Here is a 22,135-nt window from a genome sequence, read left to right as displayed (position 1 = left end):
AATGTGACGTCGCCCCTGAGCCGAAGCCGGTCGCGCCGAGCCACGTCCCACATAGCCGTGCGGGTGGCTCATGCCGTGCTCGGGGGGCTGCTGGCGGTGGGGTGGCTGCTGCTGCCCGTCGCGCGGGCGGGTGCCGACGAGGTGCGGGCCGCGCCCGGGCGGGGTGGGACAAGCCCCGGCGATCTCGTGCTGCCCCTCGTCGCGGTGGTCGCCGCGGGGGCGCTGGCGGCGTACTCGTACGTACGGCGGACGCGGCGGGCCCGGACCCGTACGACACCCGGTGGCGGCACCCCCTATCCCGTGCCGTTCGCCGAACTCGACCGGCGGGCGCAGCGGTCGCTCGTCGAGATCGACGACTGCGTGCGCACCGGCACGGAGGAACTCGGCAGGGCAGCGGCCCAGTTCGGGGAGGATGCCGTCGAGACATACACAAAGGCGCTGGCGTTCGCGCGCTCCGAGCTGACGACGTCCTTCCAGCTGTGGCAGCGGCTGGACGACTCCCGGACGGACGACAGCCTCGTGAGGCGGGAGCTGCTGGAGGAGATCGTCGCCCGCTGTACGGAGGCGGGGCGGCGGCTGGACGCGGAGGCGCCCGGCTTCGACCTGCTGCGCGCCCTGGAACGGACCCTGCCTGCCGCGCTGGAGTCGGCGGAGGCCCGTTTCCGGGAGCTCTCCGCGCGCACCCCGGCCGCGGCGGCGACGCTCACCGGACTGCGCGAACGGTACGCGCCCTCCGCGTCCCTGTCCGTCGCGGGCCACGTCGAACAGGCCAAGGACCGGCTCGTGTTCGCCACCACCCGACTGAACCAGGCCCGGCAGTCACTGGACCGGGGGGAGGGCGCGCGGGCGACGGCGTATCTGCGGGCCGCCGAGGCCGCCGTCGACCAGGCCGGCCTCTTCCTGGACGGTATCGACCGGCTGGCTGCCGAACTCGCCTCCGCGGCGACCCTGTTGCCCGGCGCACTGCGTGACGCGCAGGCCGAGCTCGCGGCGGCGCGCGGCCTCCCGCCCGTCGGTGCGCTGCCCGGTCGGATCACGCACGCCGCGTCGGCCGTCGCCGACGTGCGGCGGGAGATCGCGGGCGGCGTCCGTCCGTACGACCCCATCGGCGCCCTCCGTCGCGTCGCCGACGCCGGGGCACCGCTCCTGGCCGAGGACCGCGTACCCGTCGACCGGACCTTCCTCGACCGGGCCTTCCTCGACCACGCGTTCCTTCCGGCCCGCAGTGCCGTCACCCTCGCCTCCGACTTCGTCACGACACACCGGGGAGCGGTCGGAGCCGAGGCCCGCACCCGGCTGTCGGAGGCGGAGCGGCACCTCGCGCGCGCGCCCCGCACCCTCGTCGACGTCCGGCGCGCCGATGGGCTCGCCCTGGAGGCCCAGCAGCTCGCGGAACGGGACGTGCGGGCGTACGGGAATCCGTATGCCGGGCCCGAGGGTGCGGGCGTGGGCGGAGCGGTGCTCGGCGGGATCCTGCTGGACGACACCCCGGGCGCCCCCGCGGCGAGCTTCGGCGGACCGAGAACACGCGGGCGCCGGGACTTCTGAGGGCCCGGGGCTTTCAGGAGCGCGGGGCTCTTCGGGGGCGCGGGGCACTGCGCGGCCGGCCCCCACCGGCTCGCAGCCGAGGAACCACCGGCCGGGCGGGGAATCGGGGCGAAGCCCCGACCAAGGGGCGCGGGGAAACCGTGCCGTCAGAACAGGCTCAGCAACGCCTCCGCCGGGTCCGTGAGGGGCGTGCCGCCGTCCGGGAGCGGGAGTTCGAACCAGACCGTCTTGCCGCGCGGCGTCCGCCGCGAGCCCCACGCGGCGGAGAGCAGACCGACGAGTTGCAGCCCCCGGCCCCCCTCGTCCGTGTCACGGGCGCGGCGCCGGCGCGGCTGGACGAGGCCCGCGTCCCAGACCTCGCACACGAGGGTCCGGTCCAGCAGCAGGCGCAGCCTGATCTCACCCTCGCCGTAGCGCAGCGCGTTGGTGACGAGTTCGCTGACCAGGAGCTCGGCGGTGTCGACGAGCGGCTCCAGGTCCCAGGCCGTGAGCTGGGTGCGCGCGTACTCACGGGCCCGCCCCACACTGCGCGGCTCGCGCGGCAGCGTCCAGTCGCCCACGGACTCGGCGGGCAGCCCCTGGACGCGCGCCATCAGCAGCGCGATGTCGTCCTCGCCGTGGTGGGTGTCGAGAGTGTTGAGGACGTGGTCGCACACGTCCTCCAGGGGGCGGGAGGGGTCGGTGAGCGCGCCGACGAATGCCTGCAGGCCCTCGTCGAGGGGGTGATCGCGCGATTCGACCAGTCCATCCGTGTAGAGCGCCAACAGTGCACCTTCGGGTAGTTCGACCTCCACCTCCTCGAAGGGCTCGCCGCCCACCCCGAGGGGCATGCCCGGCGGCACGTCGAGCATCAGCGCGCTCTCGCCGGGTTCGACCAGCACCGGCGGCAGATGGCCCGCGTTGGCGAAGGTGCAGCGCCGGGTCACGGAGTCGTACACCGCGTACACGCAGGTCGCCAGGTACACCTCGGAGAGGTCGGCGTCGCGGGGCTGGCGGGCCGCGCGGGTGGCCTGCTGGACCCCGCCGGGGGTGCCGAGGCCGCGGGCGATCTCGTCCAACGCCGAGAGGACTTCGGCGGGTTCGAGGTCGAGGAGGGCCAGGGTGCGGACCGCGGTGCGCAGTTCGCCCATGGCGACCGCCGCGCGCAGACCGCGCCCCATGACGTCGCCGACGACCAACGCCGTGCGGTGACCGGGTAGTTCGATGACGTCGAACCAGTCGCCACCGACCTCGGTGGCCGCGTTGCCGGGCAGGTACCGACACGCGATGTCCAGGCCGGAGGCCTCCGGGTCGCCCGGCGGGAGGAGCGAGCGCTGCAGGATCAGCGCGCGTTCGTGCTCGCGGCGGTAGAGGCGGGCGTTGTCGATGCAGACCGCGGCGCGCGCCGCGAGTTCCACCGCGAGCGCCCGGTCGCGGTCGCCGAACGGCTCGCTGCCCTTCGTACGGGAGAACTGGGCGAGGCCGACCACCGTGTCGTGGGCGACCATCGGGACCGCCAGCGTGGACTGGATGAGCCCGCCGTCCTCGGCGGGGACGTGCTGGGGGCGGGCGGTGCGCAGGGCGTCCGCGCAGGGCGAGTTGAACGGGTAGTGGTGGACGGCGCCCACGGCCACGGGGGCCGGTCCGCCGATGAACGGCGCGTCGGACACGGCGCTGGCGAAGGCGACCCGGCGCAGCTCCGCGCTGCCGTCGGCGAGCGCCCGCGGGGTCTCGTCGCCCGCCAGCAGGCCCTGGTAGAGGTCGACGGTGGCGAGGTCGCAGAAGCCGGGCACGACGACGTCGAGAAGTTCGCGCGCGGTGGTCTCCAGGTCGAGGGAGTTGCCGATGCGGGCGCCCGCCTCGTTCAGAAGGGCGAGATTGCGCCGCGCGGAGGCCGCTTCCCGGGCGGCGGCGCGGCGGCTGGTGATGTCGGTTCCGAGCCAGGCGATACCGATGGGGCGGCCGCTGCCGCTGTGCACGCGGTAGAGGTTGATCGACCAGTGCCGGCGCTCGTCGGAGCCGGGTACGAAACCGGTGACGTGCATGTCCGTGATGGAGTCGCCGGTTTCGAGGACGCGGCGCAGCGTCGCGGCGACCCGCTCGGCCTCGGAACGCGGCAGATAGTCGTGGACCGTACGGCCACGGTGGCTCTCCACGTTTCCGCCGAACACCGAGGCGAACCGCTTGTTGGCGCGCCGAACCCGCAGATCCGTGTCAATGAGCAGGAAGCCGAACGGAGATTGACCGAAAATCGACTGCGAGGCGGCGAGGTCCGTCTCGATGCTGCGGAGGGTCCGGACGTCCACGACGATGCACACGGCGGCCCGCTCGCCGTCCTCCGTCGTGGTGGGCATCACATAGACCTCGGCGAGGCCCTCGTCGCCCGGCCCGCCGTCCTCGGCGACCGGCATGCGGAAGGGGACCACACCGGTCCACTCGCGGCCGTCCAGGATCTCCGCCATCTTGCGCTGTCCGCGCTCGCGCTGATCGGGTTCGAAGAACGCCTCGATGGGGTCCATGCCGAGGGCGCGCTCGGGGGATATCCCGAAGAGCTGCTCGGCGCGCAGGCTCCACTGGTCGACGAGGCCGTCGGCGCCGATGGAGAACGAGGCGACCTTGATGTAGTCGTAGATCGAACCGGGCGGGCTGCTCTGCCACATCGCGTCGCCCATGGGCTCGCCGGACGGTTCCACGGGCGGTTCGACGGGCGTTCCGCCCTGCGGTCCACCAGGCGGCATGGCCGTGGCCCGGTGCATGTCCGCGCCGGTGTCCGTGCCCGCATCCGTGGCCGCATCCGCGCCTGTTTCCGTGGCCGCATCCGTCGGATCGCCCGCCGGGGAGCCCGTCGAGGCGCCCGTCGTCCGGGGCCTCGCGTCGCCGCTCGGTCCGGAGGGTGCGCCGCCCCATGGCGTGTTCGTCGGCTCGGTTCTCGCGTCGCCTCGCGGTCGGGGCACGGCGTCGCCCATCGCCCCGCCCGTCGCTCCGGCCACGGCGGAATCCCCCGCGGCCCCCGCCCTCGCGCCATCCGACGGGTCCTCGGACTCCGTGGCCTTCGCTGGTATCTCGCTCACGCGAACCGTCCCCTCCAGCTCACCGCGTCCGGCACCGGTCACCGGGGGCGGCTGCCCGCAGTATCCAGCACTACGGCGCCGCACAACACGGTGTTCACGATCACAGCACGGTCCCGATGGTTTTTGGACCGGCCGCGACATACTCCCAGTCTTCTAACCAGGTGGCGCCCCGTCGAATCAAAGACTCCGGACAACTCTGGTGGCCTGAACCAATCGCTTGCCCCGCCCTCCGCCCGACACACCCTCAGCACGACAGCCGACACACCCTCAGCCAGGCACCGTCCGCACCCTCATCCGGGCACCGCCGGCACCCTCAACCGGGCACCGCCGGCACCCTCAGCCGGGCACTCCCAGCTCGAACCACACCGTCTTTCCAGTGTCTCCGGGCCGGGTACCCCAACGCCGCGACGACCCCGCCACCAGTTGCAGCCCTCGACCGCTCTCGTCGTCCGCGTCGGCGGACCGCTCACGGGGCGGGTCGGGCAACGGGTCGGAGACCTCCACAAGGAGGGCACCCGGCAGTCCCCCGGGTCTGACCAGACGGACACCGATGGGCCCGGTGGCGTGCCGCAGCGAGTTGGTCACCAGCTCACTGACCAGCAGCGCGGTCACATCGCCGAGGGAATCCAGCCCCCAGGTGCGCAGCTGGCCCCGGACGACGGCACGGGCGGTACGGACGGCACCGGGCTCCGCGGGAAAACTCCACTCGGCACAGTCGCCTTCGGTGTCGATCACGCCGATCACTTCCCAGGCCAGGAACCCACCCATGTCCGGTTTCGTGGGCTTAATTGGCACATACCCGATATCCGGGACGCTTTACCGCACATGAGGGCGCACTGTGGCACGAACGGCGTACGGGACTCCGAACCGCGGACACGGCTCGCGCTCTCCCGCTCCCGCTCCCGCTCCCGCTCCCGAAAGCCGTTCACACAGCGCCGTGCGCCGGCGTCCGCGCCGCATCTCGCACATCACCGGCGTCCCCAAAGAGAGGAGACGGTGCGCGGCACCCGGCCCCGCGGCCCGTCGGCGTCTCAGCCGTCCCAGCGCCGCAGTACCGCCTTCACGGCGGGGACGTCCTGGTCCAGCCAGTCCACGTCCCAGAGCTCCTCCGGGCTCAGCCAGCGCAGGTCGTCATGATCCTCGAGGGGCGTGGGGTCGGCCGAGCCAGGAAGCAGCCGCGCGGTCCACACACGCAGGACGTACGGCGTCCGCAGGGGCCACTCACCCGGGACGCGCTCGACGGACTCCGCCGTGACGCCGAGCTCCTCGCGCAGTTCGCGTACGAGGGCGGCTTCGGGGGCCTCACCCGGTTCCACCTTGCCGCCGGGCAACTCCCAGCGTCCGGCCAGGTCGGGGGGTGCGCTGCGGCGCGCGGCGAGGAGGCGTCCGTCGTGCAGCAGGGCGCCGCCCACCACCACGATCGTTTCGTCCATGCGCCGGAGCCTACGGCAGGGCACACCGGACACGGACAGGACAGGACGTCGGACCGGGGCCGGGGCCAGGGCCATCACGCCGTCATACCGTCACTTGGATCCGTTCTGCGCGATCCGCTCGACCCAGTAGAGCTGCTTGTGGCCGCGGTCGTCGAGGCTGTCCGCGATCTTCTGGGCCTCGGCCCGGGTCGCGTACCTCCCGACGCGGTAGCGATTGCCGTTGTCGTCCTGCCGTATGACGAGCCAGGGAAGAGTGATCGTGCCGTCGTTCATCGAGCCCCTCCACTTCCCGCCCCCGGCCCCCGCCGTGCCCCACACCCTAAGGAAACCGCAATCCGCATATGCCCGAGCCTACGCCTAACCTTCACGCAGCGAATACGGCTTTACACAAAGAGGTACGCAACCAGCCAAGACGGAGGGGGCGCATGGGTACGAACGCGCCGTGAACCGCCCTCCGTGCGCCCGTCAGGCAGCGCGAACTCCGTGCAGGGCAGGGCATTTGAGAAAGGCCAGATCGCAACCGACGTCGCGAGCTGGGCACTTGGCGGTCGGCTCGCCCGGAAACGAGGAGGCCCCGCCTCGCGGACGGCGACCGCCCGTGAACTCCTGCGCCTACTTCACCGGCAGGTGGTACGCGATGCGATACCGGTCCGCCGGTACGACGACGTCGGCCGTCTCCACCGGACGGCCCGAGGCGAAGTACGTCCGCTGGATGACGACGACCACGTGCCCGGGGACACCGCCCAGCGCGAGGAGTTCCTCGGCGAGACCAGGACGGGCGCCCACTTCCTCCGTGACGTTGTCCACGATCACGTCGATGGCCGCCATCCGCTCGACGACGCCCATGCCCCCGAGCGGGCCCTCTTCGGGGAGCATCACCGGGGTGCGGCCCGTGACGGAGAGGGGTTCCCAGGAGGTGGAGAGCATCATCGCCTCGCCGGCGTCCCGGAAGACGTAGTTCGTGCACATCACGCGGTCGCCCGGCCGGATCGAGAGGCGCTCGGCGATCGCGCCGCTCGCCTCGGCCTGCTCGCTGTGCGACTCCCAGGTGCCGCGCACGGCCAGGTCGGCCTGCTCCTGACGGAAGGGGGTCGCGCCACTGTCCGGGCGGTACCCGGAGCGGGCCACCCGGCGCGGCACCGGCCGCTCCCGCACATACGTCCCCGAGCCGGAGCGGCCCTCCACCAGGCCTTCGGCCATCAGCACCTTGCGCGCTTCGAGGGCGACCGTGTCCGAGACGCCGTACTCCTCGCGGATCCTGGCCTGGGAGGGAAGGCGCGTGTGCGGTGGAAGCGAACCGTCGACGATCTTCTTGCGGAGATCACCCGCGACACGCAGATACGCCGGCTGCTCACCGAAAGTCACTGGCCGCTCCCATCAGGTTGTACAGACAGCTACAGCCTGGCAACCGTGGGTTGTGCCATGCAAGCGAAGGCCAGAGAATCACTCGATGTGATTACTTATTCCCGACGAGGGCTGTACCCAGGCACTTTCTCCCCGCTGTAGCCCGCGTCACACCTCCAGGCCGCCACCGCTTCCCCCGTCGCCCCGGTTGCCCCCGCCCCCGTCGCGCGACGGCGGGGTGGTGGTGAGGCCCAGAACCTTGCGTGCGGTGACCGTCCTCCCGGGGTCGATGAGTTTCAGGCCCTTCTTGTAGTGGGCGGAGAAGGTGTCCGCGTCCTTGGCGGCGGCCGCCTTCGCCCACTCCTTCCGCGAGGCCTCGACGTCGTCGACGAGGGTGGCGACGGGCTTCTCGGCGGCGGGGAACCAGCCGTGTCCGCGCAGCAGATGCGCCTCGTCGTCGAGCGCGACGGACACCCTGGTCGCCCACTCCTTGTAACCCCGCAGGTCGTCGTCGACGTAGTTCGCGGCGGGCGCCGCGCGCAGGGCTTCGTCGAGCGTGTCCACGGCCTGCAGGTACGCGAACTGGTCCCCGTTCAGGGTGAAGCCGTCCTTGCGCAGCGAACCCGTCAGATCGCCCTTGCCGTCCCCGCTCTCGAGCATGCAGATGATCGAGTGACGGCCGAGGTTCCAGCTGTCGCGGGTCGGGATGAAGTGGTACAGCCGGACATCGTCCGGGACGGCCCAGGCGTCCATCGCGTACGCGCGCTCGAACGCGCGGCACTTGGCGTCGGCGACGTCGAGCAGACTGCTGTGGCCGGGGTAACCCGCGCCGCTCATGGCGAAGTTCGCGATCACCTCGGCATGGTGCCTCCCGGCGCACGGCACCTTGTCGACGCGGACGGTCACGCTCTTCGGCGAGTCGCCCGGCTCGTCGAAGCAGTCCCCCTTCCTGAGCGAGAAGACCGTGCCTGTGCCCGCCGAGTCGTTCATCCCGCCCTTGAAGCCGTCCCAGAATTCGCTCGCGCCGCCGGTGGCGACGGCCAGGACGAGCAGCACGACACCGAGCGAGGACATCACCATGCCGCCCACCGCGAGCCCCTTGCCCCGCTCGCCCCGCTTCTTGATCTGCGCGAGCGCGACGATCCCGAGGACCAGCCCGACGGCGGGCAGGAAGCAGAGGATGCCGAGCACCAGCGCGACGATCGCGAGCCCGTTGACGGGCGCGGGACGGTTGTACGGGGAGTAGCCCTGGCCCCAGACCTGGTACGGCCCTTGGACCTGGTACGGCCCTTGGTACGGCCCTTGGTGTGGCCCCTGATGCGGCCCCTGGACGGGTGGCGGGTACGGGCCCTCGGGCCGCTCGGGCCCCGGCGGCGGGGGTATGGCCACGAGTGCTCTGCTCCTAGTCCGGGCGGGCTCGGCCGTACGGAAACCCAGTACGGCACCGACGTACGACGGGCATGTGTTCGCCGCACAGCTGGGCGCATCGTAAGCGCGGCACGGCAGGGCGGCATGGCCGGGGGCGGGGACGGAATGCGGATCACGAACGCGACGATCGACGCGGTCAACGGGCTGACGCCGCGATGGGCGCGCGAGGCACCCACCGGGACGGTGTTCTCGGCGGCGGGGGTGTGGCCGCTGCTCGGGTTCCTGGCGGACGGGGTGACGGGGGCGGCGCGGGCGGAACCGGCCGACGCGACCGGGCTGCCGGCGGAGCACGCCGCCTCCGCGGCAAGGGAGTTGCTGACCGCAATGGCCGGGATGCGTGGGCTCGACTCCGCACTCGGGCGGCACTTTCCCGGGATCAGCGCCTTCCCCCTGGCCATCGGAGCCGTTCCCCGAGGAGGTCGAGGCGCGCGCTTAGCCTGCGCACATGACACCTTTGCCGGATTGCTTCTGCCCGGCGGACGGTACGCGCGTCCCCGGCGGCTCGCTCGACTGGTGCTGCCCGGTCTGCCGCGGCCCGCTCGACCTGGACTTCGCACCGACCCCCGCGCCCCTCAAGTCCCTGACCGGGCGCGTGAACTCACTGTGGCGGTACACGGAGTGCCTGCCGCTGGCCGCACCCACGGTCAGCCTGGGTGAGGGCCGCACCCCGCTGGTGGAGCTGCGCGGGGGCATCTCGGCCAAGCTGGACTTCCTGATGCCGACCCTGTCCTTCAAGGACCGCGGCGCCGTCCTGCTGGCCGAGCTGGCACTGCGGCTGGGGCCACGTCAGGTGATCGCGGACAGCAGCGGAAACGCGGGGACGGCGATCGCCGCGTACTGCGCGCGGGCCGCGCTGCCCTGCACGGTGTACGTCCCCGAGGGAACGTCGCCGAAGAAGCTGGAGCAGATCGAGGCGCACGGGGCGCGGGTGCACGTCGTGGACGGGGACCGGGAGGCGACGGCGCGGGCGGCGCGCGAGGCCGCGGACCTCCGGGGCACGTTCTACGCCTCGCACGTCTTCAACCCGTACTTCCTGCACGGTACGAAGACGTACGTGCACGAGCTCTGGGAAGACCTGGGCGGGAGCCTGCCCGACGTCATCGTCGTCCCCGTCGGCAACGGCACGCTGCTCCTCGGCGCCGCCCTCGCCGTCGCCGAGCTGCACGGGGCGGGGCTCATCGACCGGCGGCCCGCGCTGTACGCCGTCCAGGCCGCCTCGGTGGCGCCACTCGCGCACGCCTGGGCCGAGGGCGCGGACGACCTGGTCGGCGTCACCCCTTCGGCCCCCACCTTCGCCGAGGGCATCGCCATCCCGCGCCCGCCCCGGGCCCGCCAGATCCTGCGCGCCGTACGCGCCTTTGGCGGCACGTTCCTCACGGTGACGGAGGAGCAGATCCGCTACGCCCAGCGGGACTTGGCGTCGCGGGGCCTGTACGTCGAGTCGACGGGAGTGGCGTGCTGGGCGGCGGTACGGGAAGGGGTGCTCGGGGGACGTACGGCGGTGGTGCCGTTGTGCGGGGCGGGCGTGAAGACGGGACCGGCCGGGGGGTAGACGGGGCCGGCCTTTCAGGGCGCGGGGAGCTGTGACATGTGCGGCTCCGCCTCGTGGGCGCGACCGCCGCCCACCGGCCGTCGGCCACCACACAACGCCCCGGGCGGCGCTCACTCGTCGAAAGCCGTGACCCTCACGGCTCCCGCGCACCACCCTGCCCCGGCCCCGCCGCGCCCGCCAGTCGTATTTGCTCCTCCTCCACGATGCGGCGGGCGAGGGCGCTGTCGGAGATGTCGACCGCGTCCGGGCTCTGTTCGGCGGTGTCGCTGCGGCGGGCGTAGGCGTCGAAGAGGCGGGTCTTGTTCTTGAGGATGTGCAGCAGGCGCTGGTCGACGCTGTCGGTGGCGAGGAGGCGGTGCACCTGGACGGGACGGACCTGGCCCATACGGTGGGCGCGCGCCACGGCCTGGTGCTCCATCGTGGGCTTGACCTGCGGTTCGCACAGGACGACCACGGACGCGGCCTGAAGGTTGAGGCCGATACCGGCGGCCTCGATCTGGCAGAGGAGGACCGCGTGACCGGGAGCGGCCGTGAAGTCGTCGACGAGACGCTGCCGGCGCGCGGCCGGCACGGCACCGGAGACCGGCCCGAACACGTCCTTTCCCAAAGCTTCTCGGACCACTGCCAGCACATCGCGGAAGTAGGAGAACACCACCACCTTCAGGCCGTTCTCCGCCGCCTCGGCCACCAGTTCGCGCAGTCGCCCGAGCTTCGCGGACTTCTCCGCGTCGGCGTACGCGGCCCGGCGCATCGCCATGAAGTTCCCGTCCTCGACCGCCCTGAGGTACGCCTCCTGGTCCGCGGCGCTGAACTCCTCCCACTCGTCGACCTCCACCAGCGCGGGCAGTTCGGTGAGGACGTCCTGCTGGTTGCGGCGCAGATAGGCGGGGGCGACCGACTTGCGGAAGGCGTGCGGGCCGGCGGCCGCGGTGGTGTGCCGTATCGCGGGGAGCAGGGCCGGCTGGAGGTAACGGACGAGAGTGCGGAACTCTTCCACCCGGTTCTCCATGGGCGTCCCGGTGAGGAACAGGACGCGCTCGCAGTGCCCCGTCCAGGCAGCGACCGCCCTCGAGCGGCGGGTGTCCGGATTCTTCACGTAGTGCGCCTCGTCGACGACCACCATCCCCGGCTTCGCGCCCTCACTGTCCGGGGCGGGCAGGCGGTGCAGCATGTCGTACGTGGTGATCGCGACGCCCCCGCGCTCCCGCCACTCCTCGTAGGCGTCCAGGCGCTCCGCGCCGTGCACCGGCAGGGCCCGCAGCGTGCTGCGCGCGCCGATCTCCCGCGTCCAGTTGATCAGTACGCTCGCCGGACAGACGACCAGGAAGTGGCTGTGCCCGTCCGCCGCGAGATGCGCGAGTACGGCGATGGCCTGCACGGTCTTGCCGAGGCCCATCTCGTCGCCGAGGACGACCCGGCGCTGGGCGAGCGCGAACCGGGCGCCGAAGTCCTGGTAGCCGCGCAACGAGACCCGGCGCCGGGTGTCGTCCAGCGCCTGGATATGCACCCGCTCGGCGACCTCCGACGGCAGGAAGCCCTCGGCGGCAGCCACGTCCGAACGGTGCTCGCAGACCTCGGCGAGCTGGCTGTAATACTCCGCGGAACGCAACTCGAAGTCGACCCACGCCTCGATCTCGGAGGCGGGAGTCCGCAGCAGGTCGGTCGAGGCCTGCGCGAGCAGCAGGCGTACGTCACGGGCGCCCGCGTCGCCGGTCAGCTCGCGCAGTTCGGCAACCGCGTCGAGCACGCTCCGTCGGCGCTCCCGCCCCGCGAGCACCATCCCCAGCCGTCCGCCGGCGGGCCGGGCGGCGGGCAGCAGCGCCCCGAGCCGCTCGTCGAGCCGCGTCGCCGCGTCCACGGCCCGGCGCAGCTGCGGACCGGCCTCGACGAGGGTGCGCAGCGCGATCACCAGGGCGGTCGTGCGGGGCTCGGGCCGGTCGACGTCCATCCGTACGGAGACGGTCTCCTCCACCGCCCGCGCGAGCTGCCGCGCCGCCGCGAGGGCACGGTCGGCGGTCTGCGCGCCCACCCCCGGCAGCCGGCGCAGCTCGTACCGCCCCGCCTCGTACACCGCCCGCACCGACGCGAACCCGGCCGTCTCCAGTGCCCCGAGCCGCAGCCGCCCCTCGGTGACGTCCTTCAGCCGGGAGACGGGGATGGACTCCAGCTCCTTGCCGACGAGTTCGGCGTGGATCGGTGCCAGCGCCGCGCGCACCGCTTCGAGCGCGTGGGCGTGATCGGCGAGCACACCCCGCGCGGCCTCGTGCAGTCCGACGCCCTCGGCGAGCAGACTCCGCTCACGTTTCCCCACCGGCCCGACACTACTGCCCGCCACCGACAGCCCGGTTCGGCTCCGGGTGCGCCGACGGAGGCAAGCCCCTGCGCCTCCCCCAGGCACCCCGCCACACCGAGCTGATCGACGGAGCCCTCGTCTTCCTGATGTGGCCCCAGGGGTCCTGGCACGGCCGCCTTGTCACCGCCGGCACGCCTAGAAGTCAGCCACGGCACCCGCACCCCCGTCCGCGGAGGGGCCGACTCCCCGGAGGAGTCGGCCCCTTCTGACCTGCGTGTTTGCCACGTCAGCGACGTGGTGTCGGTTCATCGGCTCAGACGTTGAAGCGGAACTCCACCACGTCGCCGTCCTGCATGACGTAGTCCTTGCCCTCCATGCGGGCCTTGCCCTTGGCGCGGGCCTCGGCGACCGAGCCCGTGGCGACGAGGTCCTCGAAGGAGATGACCTCCGCCTTGATGAAGCCCTTCTGGAAGTCGGTGTGGATGACTCCGGCGGCCTCGGGGGCGGTGTCGCCCTTCTTGATGGTCCAGGCGCGGGATTCCTTGGGGCCGGCCGTCAGATAGGTCTGCAGGCCGAGGGTGTCGAAGCCGACGCGGGCGAGGGTGGCAAGGCCCGGCTCCTCGGCGCCCACCGACTCCAGGAGCTCCATGGCGTCCTCCTCGTCGAGCTCGGCGAGGTCCGCCTCCAGCTTGGCGTTGAGGAAGATCGCCTCGGCGGGGGCGACCAGGGTGCGCTGCTCGGCCTTGAAGTCCTCGTCGACCAGCTCGTCCTCGTCCACGTTGAAGACGTAGAGGAACGGCTTGGTGGTCAGGAGGTGGAGGTCGTGCAGGAGCTCCTCGTTGCCGGAGCCCTGGACGATGCCCTGCGAGAAGAGCGTGTCGCCCTTCTCCAGGATCTCCTTCGCCGCCTCGACCGCCGCGACCTTGGGAGCGATGTCCTTCTTGATACGCGACTCCTTCTGGAGGCGCGGCAGGACCTTCTCGATGGTCTGGAGGTCCGCGAGGATCAGCTCGGTGTTGATCGTCTCGATGTCGTCCTTGGGCGAGACCTTGCCGTCGACGTGCACGACGTTCTCGTCCTTGAAGGCACGGATGACCTGGCAGATCGCGTCCGACTCACGGATGTTCGCGAGGAACTTGTTGCCCAGGCCCTCGCCCTCCGAGGCACCCTTCACGATGCCCGCGATGTCGACGAAGTCGACCGTCGCCGGGAGCACGCGCTGCGAGGCGAAGATCTCGGCCAACTTGGTCAGCCGGGCGTCGGGGACGCCGACCACGCCCACATTGGGCTCGATCGTGGCGAACGGGTAGTTGGCCGCGAGCACGTCGTTCTTGGTCAGGGCGTTGAACAGGGTCGACTTGCCGACATTGGGCAGACCGACGATTCCGATCGTGAGCGACACGTTGCGACTTCCCGTACGTGAGGGTGGGCGACAGGTCCGCGAAGGTGCGCGGGCCGATCCACCAGTCTACGGGGTGCGAGGTCCCTTACCGGCGACCGATCGAACGCATGGCCAAGGTCGGCCCATCGGCGTGTCTGAGGGGCTATTCCGCACATAAACCGACCTAAGTTGGTCCAGTGGAGCAACACAGGACGCGTCCCCCTCAGTACAGACCGCGACGCGGCGCACCTCTTCCTGCCCAGACCGGGCGCGCCGCGGCCGACGGCGTACGCAGGGGTACACCCCCCGCGCGGCGGCCCGCGCCCGCGCCTGCTCCGACGCGACGGCGGATGCCGAACCCCCGGCTCACCGGGCTCGGCGGCGGACTGTTCTGCGGGGCGACGATGTTCGCGCTCGCCTGTCTCGACCAGCTGCTCTTCGGGGCGTCGCTGGTGGTCTACGGGGTGCTGTTCCTGCCCGTCTGCGCGCTGACCGCGCTGTGGGTGCGACGGGGAGACCTCGTCATCGCGCCCGTCGTCGTGCCCATCGCCTTCACGTTCGGGCTGCTGCCCGTCGCCGACGGGGGCGGCGGGATCGGGGGCGAACTGATGGGGCTGGTCACCGCGCTGGCGACCCAGGCGGGATGGCTGTACGGGGGGACGCTGATCGCGGGGGTCATCACCACCGTACGGAAGGTCCGCCTGATGTACCGCAGGGCCGCCCGGCGCAGGGCGGCCCAGGGGCCCCGCCCGGAGATCCGGCCGCGCCGCCGTCCGGTCTGAGGGACCCGACGGACCCGACGGACACGACGGACACGACCGGACACGACGGGCGCGACCACTCCGGCGCCGGGCTCCCGGCCCCGCCCTGCGCGGCCCGGAGGGCCTACGCGGACTTCGCCGCCCGCATCGCCGCCCCCACGATCCCCGCGTTGTTCTGCAGCTGCGCCGGGACGATCTCCGCCTCGATGCCCTCGATCAGCGGCAGGAACTTGTCGGCCTTGCGGCTGACGCCACCGCCGATGATGAAGAGCTCGGGAGAGAACAGCATTTCCACATGGGCGAGGTACTTCGTGACCCGGCGCGCCCAGTGCTCCCACGTCAGCTCGTGGTCCTCCTTGGCCTTGGTGGAGGCACGCTTCTCCGCGTCGTGGCCGTTCAGCTCGAGATGTCCCAACTCCGTGTTCGGGACCAGCTCGCCGTCGGCGAAGAGCGCGCTGCCGATGCCCGTGCCGAAGGTGAGCAGGAGGACCGTGCCCTGACGGTCGCGCCCGGCACCGAACTGCATCTCGGCGACGCCCGCCGCGTCCGCGTCGTTCAGCACCGTCACCGGGAGGCCGCCCAGCCGGTCGCCCAGCAGGGCGCGCGCGTCGGTGTCGATCCACGCCTTGTCGACATTGGCAGCCGTACGAATGGTGGCGCCGCCGGTGACCACCCCGGGGAAGGTGATGCCGACGGGTCCCGTCCAGCCGAAGTGACCGACGACCTCCTTCACGCCGTCGGCCACCGCGTCCGGGGTCGCCGGATGGGGAGTGAGCACTTTGTGGCGCTCCTCCGTCAGTTCGCCGCGGTCCAGGTCCACAGGGGCACCCTTGATCCCGGATCCGCCGATGTCCACGCCGAAGATCTGCATGGCCCTACGCTACGTCGTACGACTGGCAGTTACTTATCGGAGGGGGCGGAAGCACCGGCAGCCGTGCGCTGCTCCACCAGCGCCGCCGCCTCCGCGCGCAGATCGCGGCGCAGTTCCTTGGGCAGCGAGAAGGTGATGGACTCCTCGGCCGCCTTGACGATCTCGACGTCCCCGAAGCCACGGGCGGAGAGCCACTCCAGGACCTGCTCGACCAGGACCTCCGGGACGGAGGCGCCCGAGGTGACACCGACCGTCGTCACACCCTCCAGCCAGCCCTCCTCGATCTCGTCGGCGAAGTCCACGAGGTACGCCGCCCGCGCCCCCGCGAGCTTGGCGACCTCGACGAGACGTACGGAGTTGGAGGAGTTGCGCGAGCCGACCACGATGACCAGGTCCGCTTCCTCACCCATGCGCTTCACGGCCAGCTGGCGGTTCTGCGTGGCGTAGCAGATGTCGTCGCTGGGCGGGGAGATGAGCTGCGGGAACTTCTCCTTCAGCGCGTCGACCGTCTCCATCGTCTCGTCGACCGACAGCGTGGTCTGGGAGAGCCAGACGACCTTGGACGGGTCGCGGACCTCGACCTTGGCGACGTCCTCGGGGCCGTCCACGAGGGTGATGTGGTCGGGCGCCTCGCCGGAGGTGCCGATGACCTCCTCGTGGCCCTCGTGGCCGATCAGCAGGATGTCGAAGTCCTCGTTCGCGAACCGGACGGCTTCCTTGTGGACCTTGGTGACCAGCGGGCAGGTCGCGTCGATGGTGGCGAGCCTGCCGGCCGCGGCCTCGTCGTGGACGACCGGGGCGACGCCGTGCGCCGAGAACATGACGATGGACCCCTCGGGGACCTCGGCCGTCTGCTCGACGAAGATCGCGCCCTTCTTCTCCAGGGTCTGCACGACGTACTTGTTGTGGACGATCTCGTGGCGGACATAGATCGGGGCCCCGTACTGCTCAAGGGCCTTCTCGACGGCGATCACGGCGCGGTCCACGCCCGCGCAGTAGCCCCGGGGGGCGGCGAGCAGGACACGGCGGCCAGGCGAAGCAGTCATGGCACCCATCGTAAGGCCGCACTCGGCGCGTCAAAGATCGCCTCCTTGGGGAGACTGCGGGGGGAGCCGGACGGGGTGGGCGGGACGCGACCCTCGGGAGGCACCATGTCCGACACGCAGACCACCGCCGGAGCGGCCGACGAGACCGGTGCCGGGTACGGACTGCGGCGCAGTCTCGGCTTCCGCCGCGGTCATCACGCTGGTCGCGGCGGTGTGGGCGGCTCGACGCGACGACGGGCTCGACCGTCTGGTGTCGGTGGTCGACATCGGCGCGCTGACCGCGTTCACGCTGCTGCACGCGAGCGTGGTGGGGTGGTTCGCGGTACGGCGTCGGGGCGGGCCCCTGGTGTGGTGGCGGCACGTCCTGGTCCCCGTGGTCGGGGCCGCGGTCACTGTTGCCGTGATCGTGGCGGCGTCCGGGGCCGCTCAGGTGGTCGGTGCGGTGTGGTTGGCCTTGGGGGTGGGGGTGTTGCCGGCCCAGCGGGGGCGCGTTCGCGGGTAGGGGGCTTCGGCGCTCCGCGCCGGGTGCCTTGCCGCTCCGCGGGCCCTTCCTCGCCGCTCCGCGGCGATCTCCCACCCGCCCGCCCTTGACTGGCGCTCCGCGCCAGGAATCCGCGGTGCTCCGCGCCAAGAAACCGGTGCGCCACCCCCTGTCAGTGGAGGCCGTTACTCTCGGGCGCATGGCTCTCAACACGTCCGCGGACGCCCCACTGCCCGTCGGTGAGGTGTCACGGCTCATCGGAGGGTGGATCGACCGGCTCGGCGCGGTGTGGGTCGAGGGACAGATCACCCAGTTGTCGCGGCGCCCCGGCGCGGGCGTCGTCTTCCTGACCCTGCGCGACCCGTCGTACGACATCTCGGTGAGCGTCACCTGCTTCCGGCAGGTGTTCGAGGCGGTGGCGGACGTGGTGAGCGAGGGCGCCCGCGTCGTCGTCCTGGCGAAGCCGGAGTGGTACGCGCCGCGCGGGCAGCTGTCGCTGCGGGCCACGGAGATCAAGCCGGTCGGCGTGGGAGAACTCCTCGCGCGCCTCGAGCAGTTGAAGAAGTCCCTGGCGGGCGAGGGGCTGTTCGCGGCCGATCGCAAGAAGGCTTTGCCGTTCCTGCCGCAGCTCATCGGGCTGGTGTGCGGGCGGGCGTCAGCGGCCGAGCGGGACGTGCTGGAGAACGCGCGGCACCGCTGGCCGGCCGTCCGCTTCGAGGTACGCAACGTCCCCGTGCAGGGGGTGCACGCGGTGCCACAGGTCGTGCAGGCCGTGAAGGAGCTGGACGCGCTCGACGCCGTGGACGTGATCATCGTGGCGCGCGGCGGCGGCAGCGTGGAGGACCTGCTGCCGTTCTCGGACGAGCAGCTCGTACGGGCGGTCGCGGCCTGTCGTACGCCGGTCGTGTCGGCCATCGGGCACGAGCCCGACAACCCGTTGCTGGACTTCGTGGCCGACCTGCGCGCCTCCACGCCGACGGACGCGGCCAAGAAGGTCGTACCGGACGTCGGGGAGGAGTACGAGCGGGTGCGGTTCCTGCGGGACCGGGCGCGGCGGAGCGTCCAGTCCTTCATCGACCGGGAGGAGCGCGGGCTCGCGCACGCGCTGGCCCGGCCCTCGATAGAGGATCCGCACCGGATGGTCGACGAGCGCGCCGACCAGGTCGCCGCGCTCCTTGACCGCGGGCGGCGCACGCTCGGGCATCTGCTCGACCGCGCCGACTCGGAGCTGTCGCACACCCACGCGCGGGTGGTGGCCCTCTCCCCCGCCGCGACCCTCCAACGGGGGTACGCGGTGCTCCAGAAGGCCGACGGTCACGTGGTCCGGGATCCGGACGAGGTGGCGGAGGGCGAGGCGCTGCGGGCGCGGGTCGCCGAGGGTGAATTCACGGTACGAGTCGATGCATAGGGTGGGCGCATGACCAGCAAGGTGGACGAGGCGCTCGGGTACGAGCAGGCGCGGGACGAGCTGATCGAGGTCGTACGCCGACTGGAGGCGGGCGGCACGACGCTCGAGGAGTCCCTGGCGCTCTGGGAGCGGGGCGAGGAGCTGGCGAAGGTCTGCCGCCGCTGGCTGGAGGGCGCGCGGGCCCGGCTGGACGCGGCGCTGGCCGAGGAGGAGTCGGAGAGCGGGGACGGGGACGGGCGCGGAGACGAAGGCCGCGGCTCCGAGTGACGTCATGACGTCCGCCCCCTTCCGTAGCCGGTCACACCCTGCACCCTGCGACAGCCTGTGACACCTGGCACCCTGCGAGCCCCCATGGCACTCGGCCGCCGTCCCGCTCGGGGACGGCGGCCTTGCCGTTCCCTCGGAACCCTGGCGCCCGGCGCCCGGAAGCGACCTCGCCCCCCTCACTCCCTGTGAAGCGGATCACCTCACCCCGGTTTTGGTTGAACCTTAAACCTCCTCCGCGTACTGTCGACATCGCCAACCGATCCCCCCGGATCCACCGCACATACCGAGAAGGTTTCCGATGTCTCTCGTTCTTGACCCCGCCGCCCAGGACCTGCTGTTCCGCGAGGCCCGTACCGCCAACACGTTCACCGACGAGTCGGTGACCGACGAGCAGGTGCAGGCGATCTACGACCTGGTCAAGTACGGCCCGACCGCCTTCAACCAGTCGCCGCTGCGCATCACCCTGGTCCGCTCCGCCGAGGCCCGCGAGCGCCTGGTGCAGCACATGGCCGAGGGCAACCAGCCCAAGACCGCCACCGCCCCGCTGGTCGCGATCCTCTCCGCGGACAACGAGTTCCACGAGGAGCTCCCCGCCCTGTTCCCGCACTTCCCGCAGGCCAAGGACCTCTTCTTCGCCGAGCGCCCCGCCCGTGAGGGTGCCGCCGCGCTGAACGCCGCCCTGCAGGCCGCGTACTTCATCATCGGCGTCCGCGCCGCCGGCCTCGCCGCCGGCCCGATGACCGGTCTCGACTTCGCGGGTGTCCAGAAGGAGTTCCTGGACGACGACCACACCCCGCTGATGGTCGTCAACATCGGCAAGCCGGCCGAGGACGCCTGGTTCCCGCGCTCCCCGCGCCTGGAGTTCGACCAGGTCATCACGACCGTCTGAGCCCCCCGCGTACGCCCCGGCGCGTACGCGCATGAGAAGGGCCCCCGGCAATGGCGCCGGGGGCCCTTGTCATGCGCGTACGCGGACGTATCGCGCAGACGTGCTACGCCGTCACGCCGTCACCACCTCACGACGTCACGCGGTCACGACGTCTTCAGCGCCTCCGCCATCTTCGTCAGCTGCCCGAACGACGCCGTCCCGGTCACCACGGTGGTCGCGCCCTTGCCCTTGAGCACGAGGGCGTCGTACTTGTCGCCCTCGTACCGCTGCCACGTCGCGTCACCGATCCGCTGGGTGGCCTTCGTCTCCTTGGCGCCCTGGCTGGCCGAGTCGATGAAGGCGGCCGGACGCTGAGTGGACTGCTCGATCGCCACGTACTGACCTTCGGGGTCGTGGAAGCCCAGGTGCCAGGCATCGAACTCGGTGCCGTCGTACCGCACCGAGGTCGCCTTCCACGCCGTCGGCAGACCCACGGGTGCCGCCACGGGATACGACGCCGCGCGGCGCGCCGTGAGCAGCTCGACGCGGTAGTCGACGCGCTTGAGAGGAGGCGCGGAGTCGTCGTGCGGGATGAAGATGTAGATCACGCCCGCCATGAGTCCGATCAGACCCAGGGAGAGGAGCATGTCCCGGACGCTCTGCTTGCCTTTCGTACCTGCCACGCCCCTATCGTCGCAGGTACCCTGGCCTGCTCATCCGTGGGGCCCCCTGCTCATTTTGTCAGCCTGACGATAGAGTCGGGGCACACCCTCATCCGGCCGTCGTCGTATCAGAAAGGTGCGCTCCGATGACCGAGCATCATCTGCCGTCCGAACTCGAGGTCCCTTCCGAGGCCCCCGACCGAAATCTCGCCCTGGAACTCGTCCGGGTCACCGAGGCCGCCGCGATGGCCGCGGGCCGCTGGGTAGGCCGCGGCGACAAGATCGGCGCCGACGGCGCCGCCGTCCGGGCCATGCGGACCCTCGTCTCCACCGTCTCGATGAACGGCGTCGTCGTCATCGGTGAAGGCGAGAAGGACGAGGCCCCGATGCTCTTCAACGGGGAGCGCGTCGGCGACGGGACCGGTCCCGAGTGCGACATCGCCGTCGACCCGATCGACGGGACCACGCTCACCGCCAAGGGCATGGAGAACGCGATCGCGGTGCTGGCCGCCGCCGACCGCGGCACCATGTTCGACCCGTCCGCGGTCTTCTACATGGACAAGCTGGTCACCGGGCCGGAGGCCGCCGACTTCGTCGACATCAACGCGCCCGTCTCGGTGAACATCCGCCGGGTCGCCAAGGCCAAGAAGTCCTCGCCCGAGGACGTCACCGTCGTGATCCTCGACCGGCCGCGCCACGAGGGGATCATCAAGGAGATCCGCGAGACCGGTGCCCGGATCAAGCTGATTTCCGACGGCGACGTCGCGGGATCGATCCTCGCGCTGCGCGAGGGCACCGGCATCGACCTGCTCCTCGGCATCGGCGGTACGCCCGAGGGCATCATCTCCGCCTGCGCCGTGAAGTGCCTGGGCGGCACCATCCAGGGCAAGCTGTGGCCCAAGGACGACGAGGAGCGGCAGCGCGCGGTGGACGCCGGGCACGACCTCGACCGTGTACTGCTCACCGACGACCTGGTCTCCGGCGAGAACGTGTTCTTCGTCGCCACCGGGATCACCGACGGCGAGCTGTTGCGTGGAGTGCGGTACCGGGCGGAGACCGCGACGACCGAGTCGATCGTGATGCGGTCCAAGTCGGGTACGGTGCGCCAGATTCGGTCGGAGCATCGGCTGAGCAAGTTGCGGGCGTACAGCGCGATCGACTTCGACCGGGCGAAGTAGCTCCACGGGGGCGCTCCGCCGGGAGTGCCGAGAACCGCGGGTTGTGGGTCACCGCGGGTGCGTCGTGGCCGGTCGCGCCCACGCGGCGGAGCCGCAGATGTCACAGCCTCGCGCCCCAAACGGGGCACGTGCAAAGGGGCCTGCCCTGTGCGGAGGGCGGCCCCTTTGGCGTGCGTGCGGTCAGCCGGCCGCGGCTATCGTGCCGCGGGCGGCCTTCTTGAGTTCCAGGTCGCGGCGACGGCGCCGGGCGAGCACCACGCGGCGCTCGGCGGCGGTGAGACCGCCCCAGACCCCGTACGGCTCGGGTTGCAGCAGCGCGTGTTCGCGGCATTCGACCATCACGGGACAGCGGGCGCAGACGCGCTTCGCCGCCTCCTCGCGGGACAGCCGGGCGGCCGTGGGCTCCTTCGAGGGCGCGAAGAACAGACCGGCCTCGTCCCTGCGGCACACCGCCTCCGTGTGCCATGGGGCTTCCTGATCCCTGTCCTGCACTGGCGCCCGCTGGGCCGGAACGGCAGCTACCTGCAGGGACTGATGCGGCGGTTGCAGCACGGTCTACTCCTG

The 22,135-nt window shown here is 71.7% G+C and carries 19 protein-coding genes and 3 pseudogenes; 10 read left to right on the top strand and 12 right to left on the bottom strand.

The annotated features are described in order from the left end of the window. Positions 1-3 precede the first annotated feature (3 nt). Complete coding sequence (locus tag ACIQTP_RS15460; RefSeq protein ID WP_403400084.1) at positions 4-1,548, top strand: hypothetical protein; 1,545 nt, start codon at positions 4-6, stop codon at positions 1,546-1,548. Positions 1,549-1,694: 146 nt separating this feature from the next. On the opposite strand, the gene ACIQTP_RS15455 is transcribed toward ACIQTP_RS15460, so the two are convergent. The 6 genes from ACIQTP_RS15455 to ACIQTP_RS15430 all read right to left on the bottom strand — a co-directional run bounded on the left by ACIQTP_RS15455 (position 1,695) and on the right by ACIQTP_RS15430 (position 8,764). After that, positions 1,695-4,598, bottom strand: coding sequence for a SpoIIE family protein phosphatase (locus tag ACIQTP_RS15455; protein WP_403400082.1), 2,904 nt, complete (start codon positions 4,596-4,598; stop codon positions 1,695-1,697). Positions 4,599-4,934: 336 nt separating this feature from the next. Then, positions 4,935-5,366 carry an ATP-binding protein gene (locus ACIQTP_RS15450; protein ID WP_168495203.1) on the bottom strand — a complete coding sequence of 144 codons (432 nt, stop codon included), beginning with the start codon at positions 5,364-5,366 and terminating at the stop codon, positions 4,935-4,937. Positions 5,367-5,629: 263 nt separating this feature from the next. Next, entirely contained in the window at positions 5,630-6,031 is a 402-nt protein-coding gene (locus tag ACIQTP_RS15445; RefSeq protein ID WP_403400079.1) for a (deoxy)nucleoside triphosphate pyrophosphohydrolase, read from the bottom strand. Between the two features lie 90 nt (positions 6,032-6,121). Continuing rightward, positions 6,122-6,304 carry an SPOR domain-containing protein gene (locus tag ACIQTP_RS15440; protein WP_054228261.1) on the bottom strand — a complete coding sequence of 61 codons (183 nt, stop codon included), beginning with the start codon at positions 6,302-6,304 and terminating at the stop codon, positions 6,122-6,124. 339 nt (positions 6,305-6,643) lie between these two features. Continuing rightward, complete coding sequence (locus tag ACIQTP_RS15435; RefSeq protein ID WP_099943171.1) at positions 6,644-7,396, bottom strand: GntR family transcriptional regulator; 753 nt, start codon at positions 7,394-7,396, stop codon at positions 6,644-6,646. A gap of 147 nt (positions 7,397-7,543) precedes the next feature. Next, the gene (locus ACIQTP_RS15430) at positions 7,544-8,764 is read right to left on the bottom strand and encodes a DUF4190 domain-containing protein (RefSeq protein ID WP_403400076.1); all 1,221 of its coding nucleotides are present in this window, start codon (positions 8,762-8,764) and stop codon (positions 7,544-7,546) included. Between the two features lie 144 nt (positions 8,765-8,908). On the opposite strand from ACIQTP_RS15430, the pseudogene ACIQTP_RS15425 reads away from it, so the two are divergent. After that, a pseudogene (locus ACIQTP_RS15425) lies at positions 8,909-9,163 on the top strand (proteinase inhibitor I4 serpin); the annotation flags it as partial. A gap of 85 nt (positions 9,164-9,248) precedes the next feature. After that, on the top strand, positions 9,249-10,355 hold the full coding sequence (locus ACIQTP_RS15420) for a threonine synthase (RefSeq protein WP_403400074.1): 1,107 nt from the start codon (positions 9,249-9,251) through the stop codon (positions 10,353-10,355). A gap of 133 nt (positions 10,356-10,488) precedes the next feature. On the opposite strand, the gene ACIQTP_RS15415 is transcribed toward ACIQTP_RS15420, so the two are convergent. Continuing rightward, positions 10,489-12,666, bottom strand: a complete 2,178-nt coding sequence (locus ACIQTP_RS15415) for a DEAD/DEAH box helicase (RefSeq protein ID WP_403400072.1) — start codon at positions 12,664-12,666, stop codon at positions 10,489-10,491. A 68-nt stretch (positions 12,667-12,734) separates the two neighbouring features. On the opposite strand from ACIQTP_RS15415, the pseudogene ACIQTP_RS15410 reads away from it, so the two are divergent. Then, positions 12,735-12,842, top strand: a pseudogene (locus ACIQTP_RS15410) (Uma2 family endonuclease); the annotation flags it as partial. A gap of 119 nt (positions 12,843-12,961) precedes the next feature. On the opposite strand, the gene ychF reads toward ACIQTP_RS15410, so the two are convergent. Then, the gene (gene ychF / locus ACIQTP_RS15405; protein ID WP_402035352.1) at positions 12,962-14,050 is read right to left on the bottom strand and encodes a redox-regulated ATPase YchF; all 1,089 of its coding nucleotides are present in this window, start codon (positions 14,048-14,050) and stop codon (positions 12,962-12,964) included. Between the two features lie 329 nt (positions 14,051-14,379). On the opposite strand from ychF, the gene ACIQTP_RS15400 reads away from it, so the two are divergent. Continuing rightward, positions 14,380-14,811: a DUF6542 domain-containing protein gene (locus tag ACIQTP_RS15400; protein ID WP_403400070.1), complete on the top strand. Its 432-nt coding sequence runs from the start codon at positions 14,380-14,382 to the stop codon at positions 14,809-14,811. Between the two features lie 103 nt (positions 14,812-14,914). Here the strand turns inward: ACIQTP_RS15400 and ppgK are convergent, their stop codons facing one another. Together ppgK and ACIQTP_RS15390 are read right to left on the bottom strand one after the other, a co-directional pair. Beyond that, positions 14,915-15,661: a polyphosphate--glucose phosphotransferase gene (gene ppgK / locus ACIQTP_RS15395; protein WP_403400068.1), complete on the bottom strand. Its 747-nt coding sequence runs from the start codon at positions 15,659-15,661 to the stop codon at positions 14,915-14,917. Positions 15,662-15,690: 29 nt separating this feature from the next. Further along, complete coding sequence (locus ACIQTP_RS15390; RefSeq protein ID WP_403400066.1) at positions 15,691-16,716, bottom strand: 4-hydroxy-3-methylbut-2-enyl diphosphate reductase; 1,026 nt, start codon at positions 16,714-16,716, stop codon at positions 15,691-15,693. Between the two features lie 175 nt (positions 16,717-16,891). On the opposite strand from ACIQTP_RS15390, the pseudogene ACIQTP_RS15385 reads away from it, so the two are divergent. The 4 genes and pseudogenes from ACIQTP_RS15385 to ACIQTP_RS15370 form a co-directional block, all read left to right on the top strand. Beyond that, positions 16,892-17,209 (top strand): annotated as a pseudogene (locus ACIQTP_RS15385) (amino acid permease); the annotation flags it as partial. A 178-nt stretch (positions 17,210-17,387) separates the two neighbouring features. After that, the gene (gene xseA, locus ACIQTP_RS15380; RefSeq protein WP_403400065.1) at positions 17,388-18,596 is read left to right on the top strand and encodes an exodeoxyribonuclease VII large subunit; all 1,209 of its coding nucleotides are present in this window, start codon (positions 17,388-17,390) and stop codon (positions 18,594-18,596) included. A 9-nt stretch (positions 18,597-18,605) separates the two neighbouring features. Next, entirely contained in the window at positions 18,606-18,863 is a 258-nt protein-coding gene (locus ACIQTP_RS15375; RefSeq protein WP_403400063.1) for an exodeoxyribonuclease VII small subunit, read from the top strand. A gap of 298 nt (positions 18,864-19,161) precedes the next feature. Next, positions 19,162-19,752, top strand: coding sequence for a malonic semialdehyde reductase (locus ACIQTP_RS15370; RefSeq protein ID WP_403400061.1), 591 nt, complete (start codon positions 19,162-19,164; stop codon positions 19,750-19,752). 143 nt (positions 19,753-19,895) lie between these two features. Here ACIQTP_RS15370 and ACIQTP_RS15365 read toward each other — a convergent pair whose 3' ends face one another. Next, a complete protein-coding gene (locus ACIQTP_RS15365; RefSeq protein WP_403400058.1) occupies positions 19,896-20,414 on the bottom strand; it encodes a DUF4245 domain-containing protein in 519 nt (172 codons plus the stop codon). Between the two features lie 125 nt (positions 20,415-20,539). Between ACIQTP_RS15365 and glpX the strand changes: the two genes are divergently transcribed. After that, complete coding sequence (gene glpX / locus ACIQTP_RS15360) at positions 20,540-21,571, top strand: class II fructose-bisphosphatase (protein ID WP_402035337.1); 1,032 nt, start codon at positions 20,540-20,542, stop codon at positions 21,569-21,571. 180 nt (positions 21,572-21,751) lie between these two features. On the opposite strand, the gene ACIQTP_RS15355 is transcribed toward glpX, so the two are convergent. Continuing rightward, positions 21,752-22,123, bottom strand: a complete 372-nt coding sequence (locus ACIQTP_RS15355; protein ID WP_079065015.1) for a WhiB family transcriptional regulator — start codon at positions 22,121-22,123, stop codon at positions 21,752-21,754. Between the last annotated feature and the right edge of the window lie 12 nt (positions 22,124-22,135).

The sequence above is a fragment of the Streptomyces sp. NPDC090798 genome (assembly GCF_044768965.1).
In the GTDB taxonomy this organism is placed as follows: domain Bacteria; phylum Actinomycetota; class Actinomycetes; order Streptomycetales; family Streptomycetaceae; genus Streptomyces.
This window is presented reverse-complemented; position numbering and strand designations above follow the sequence as displayed.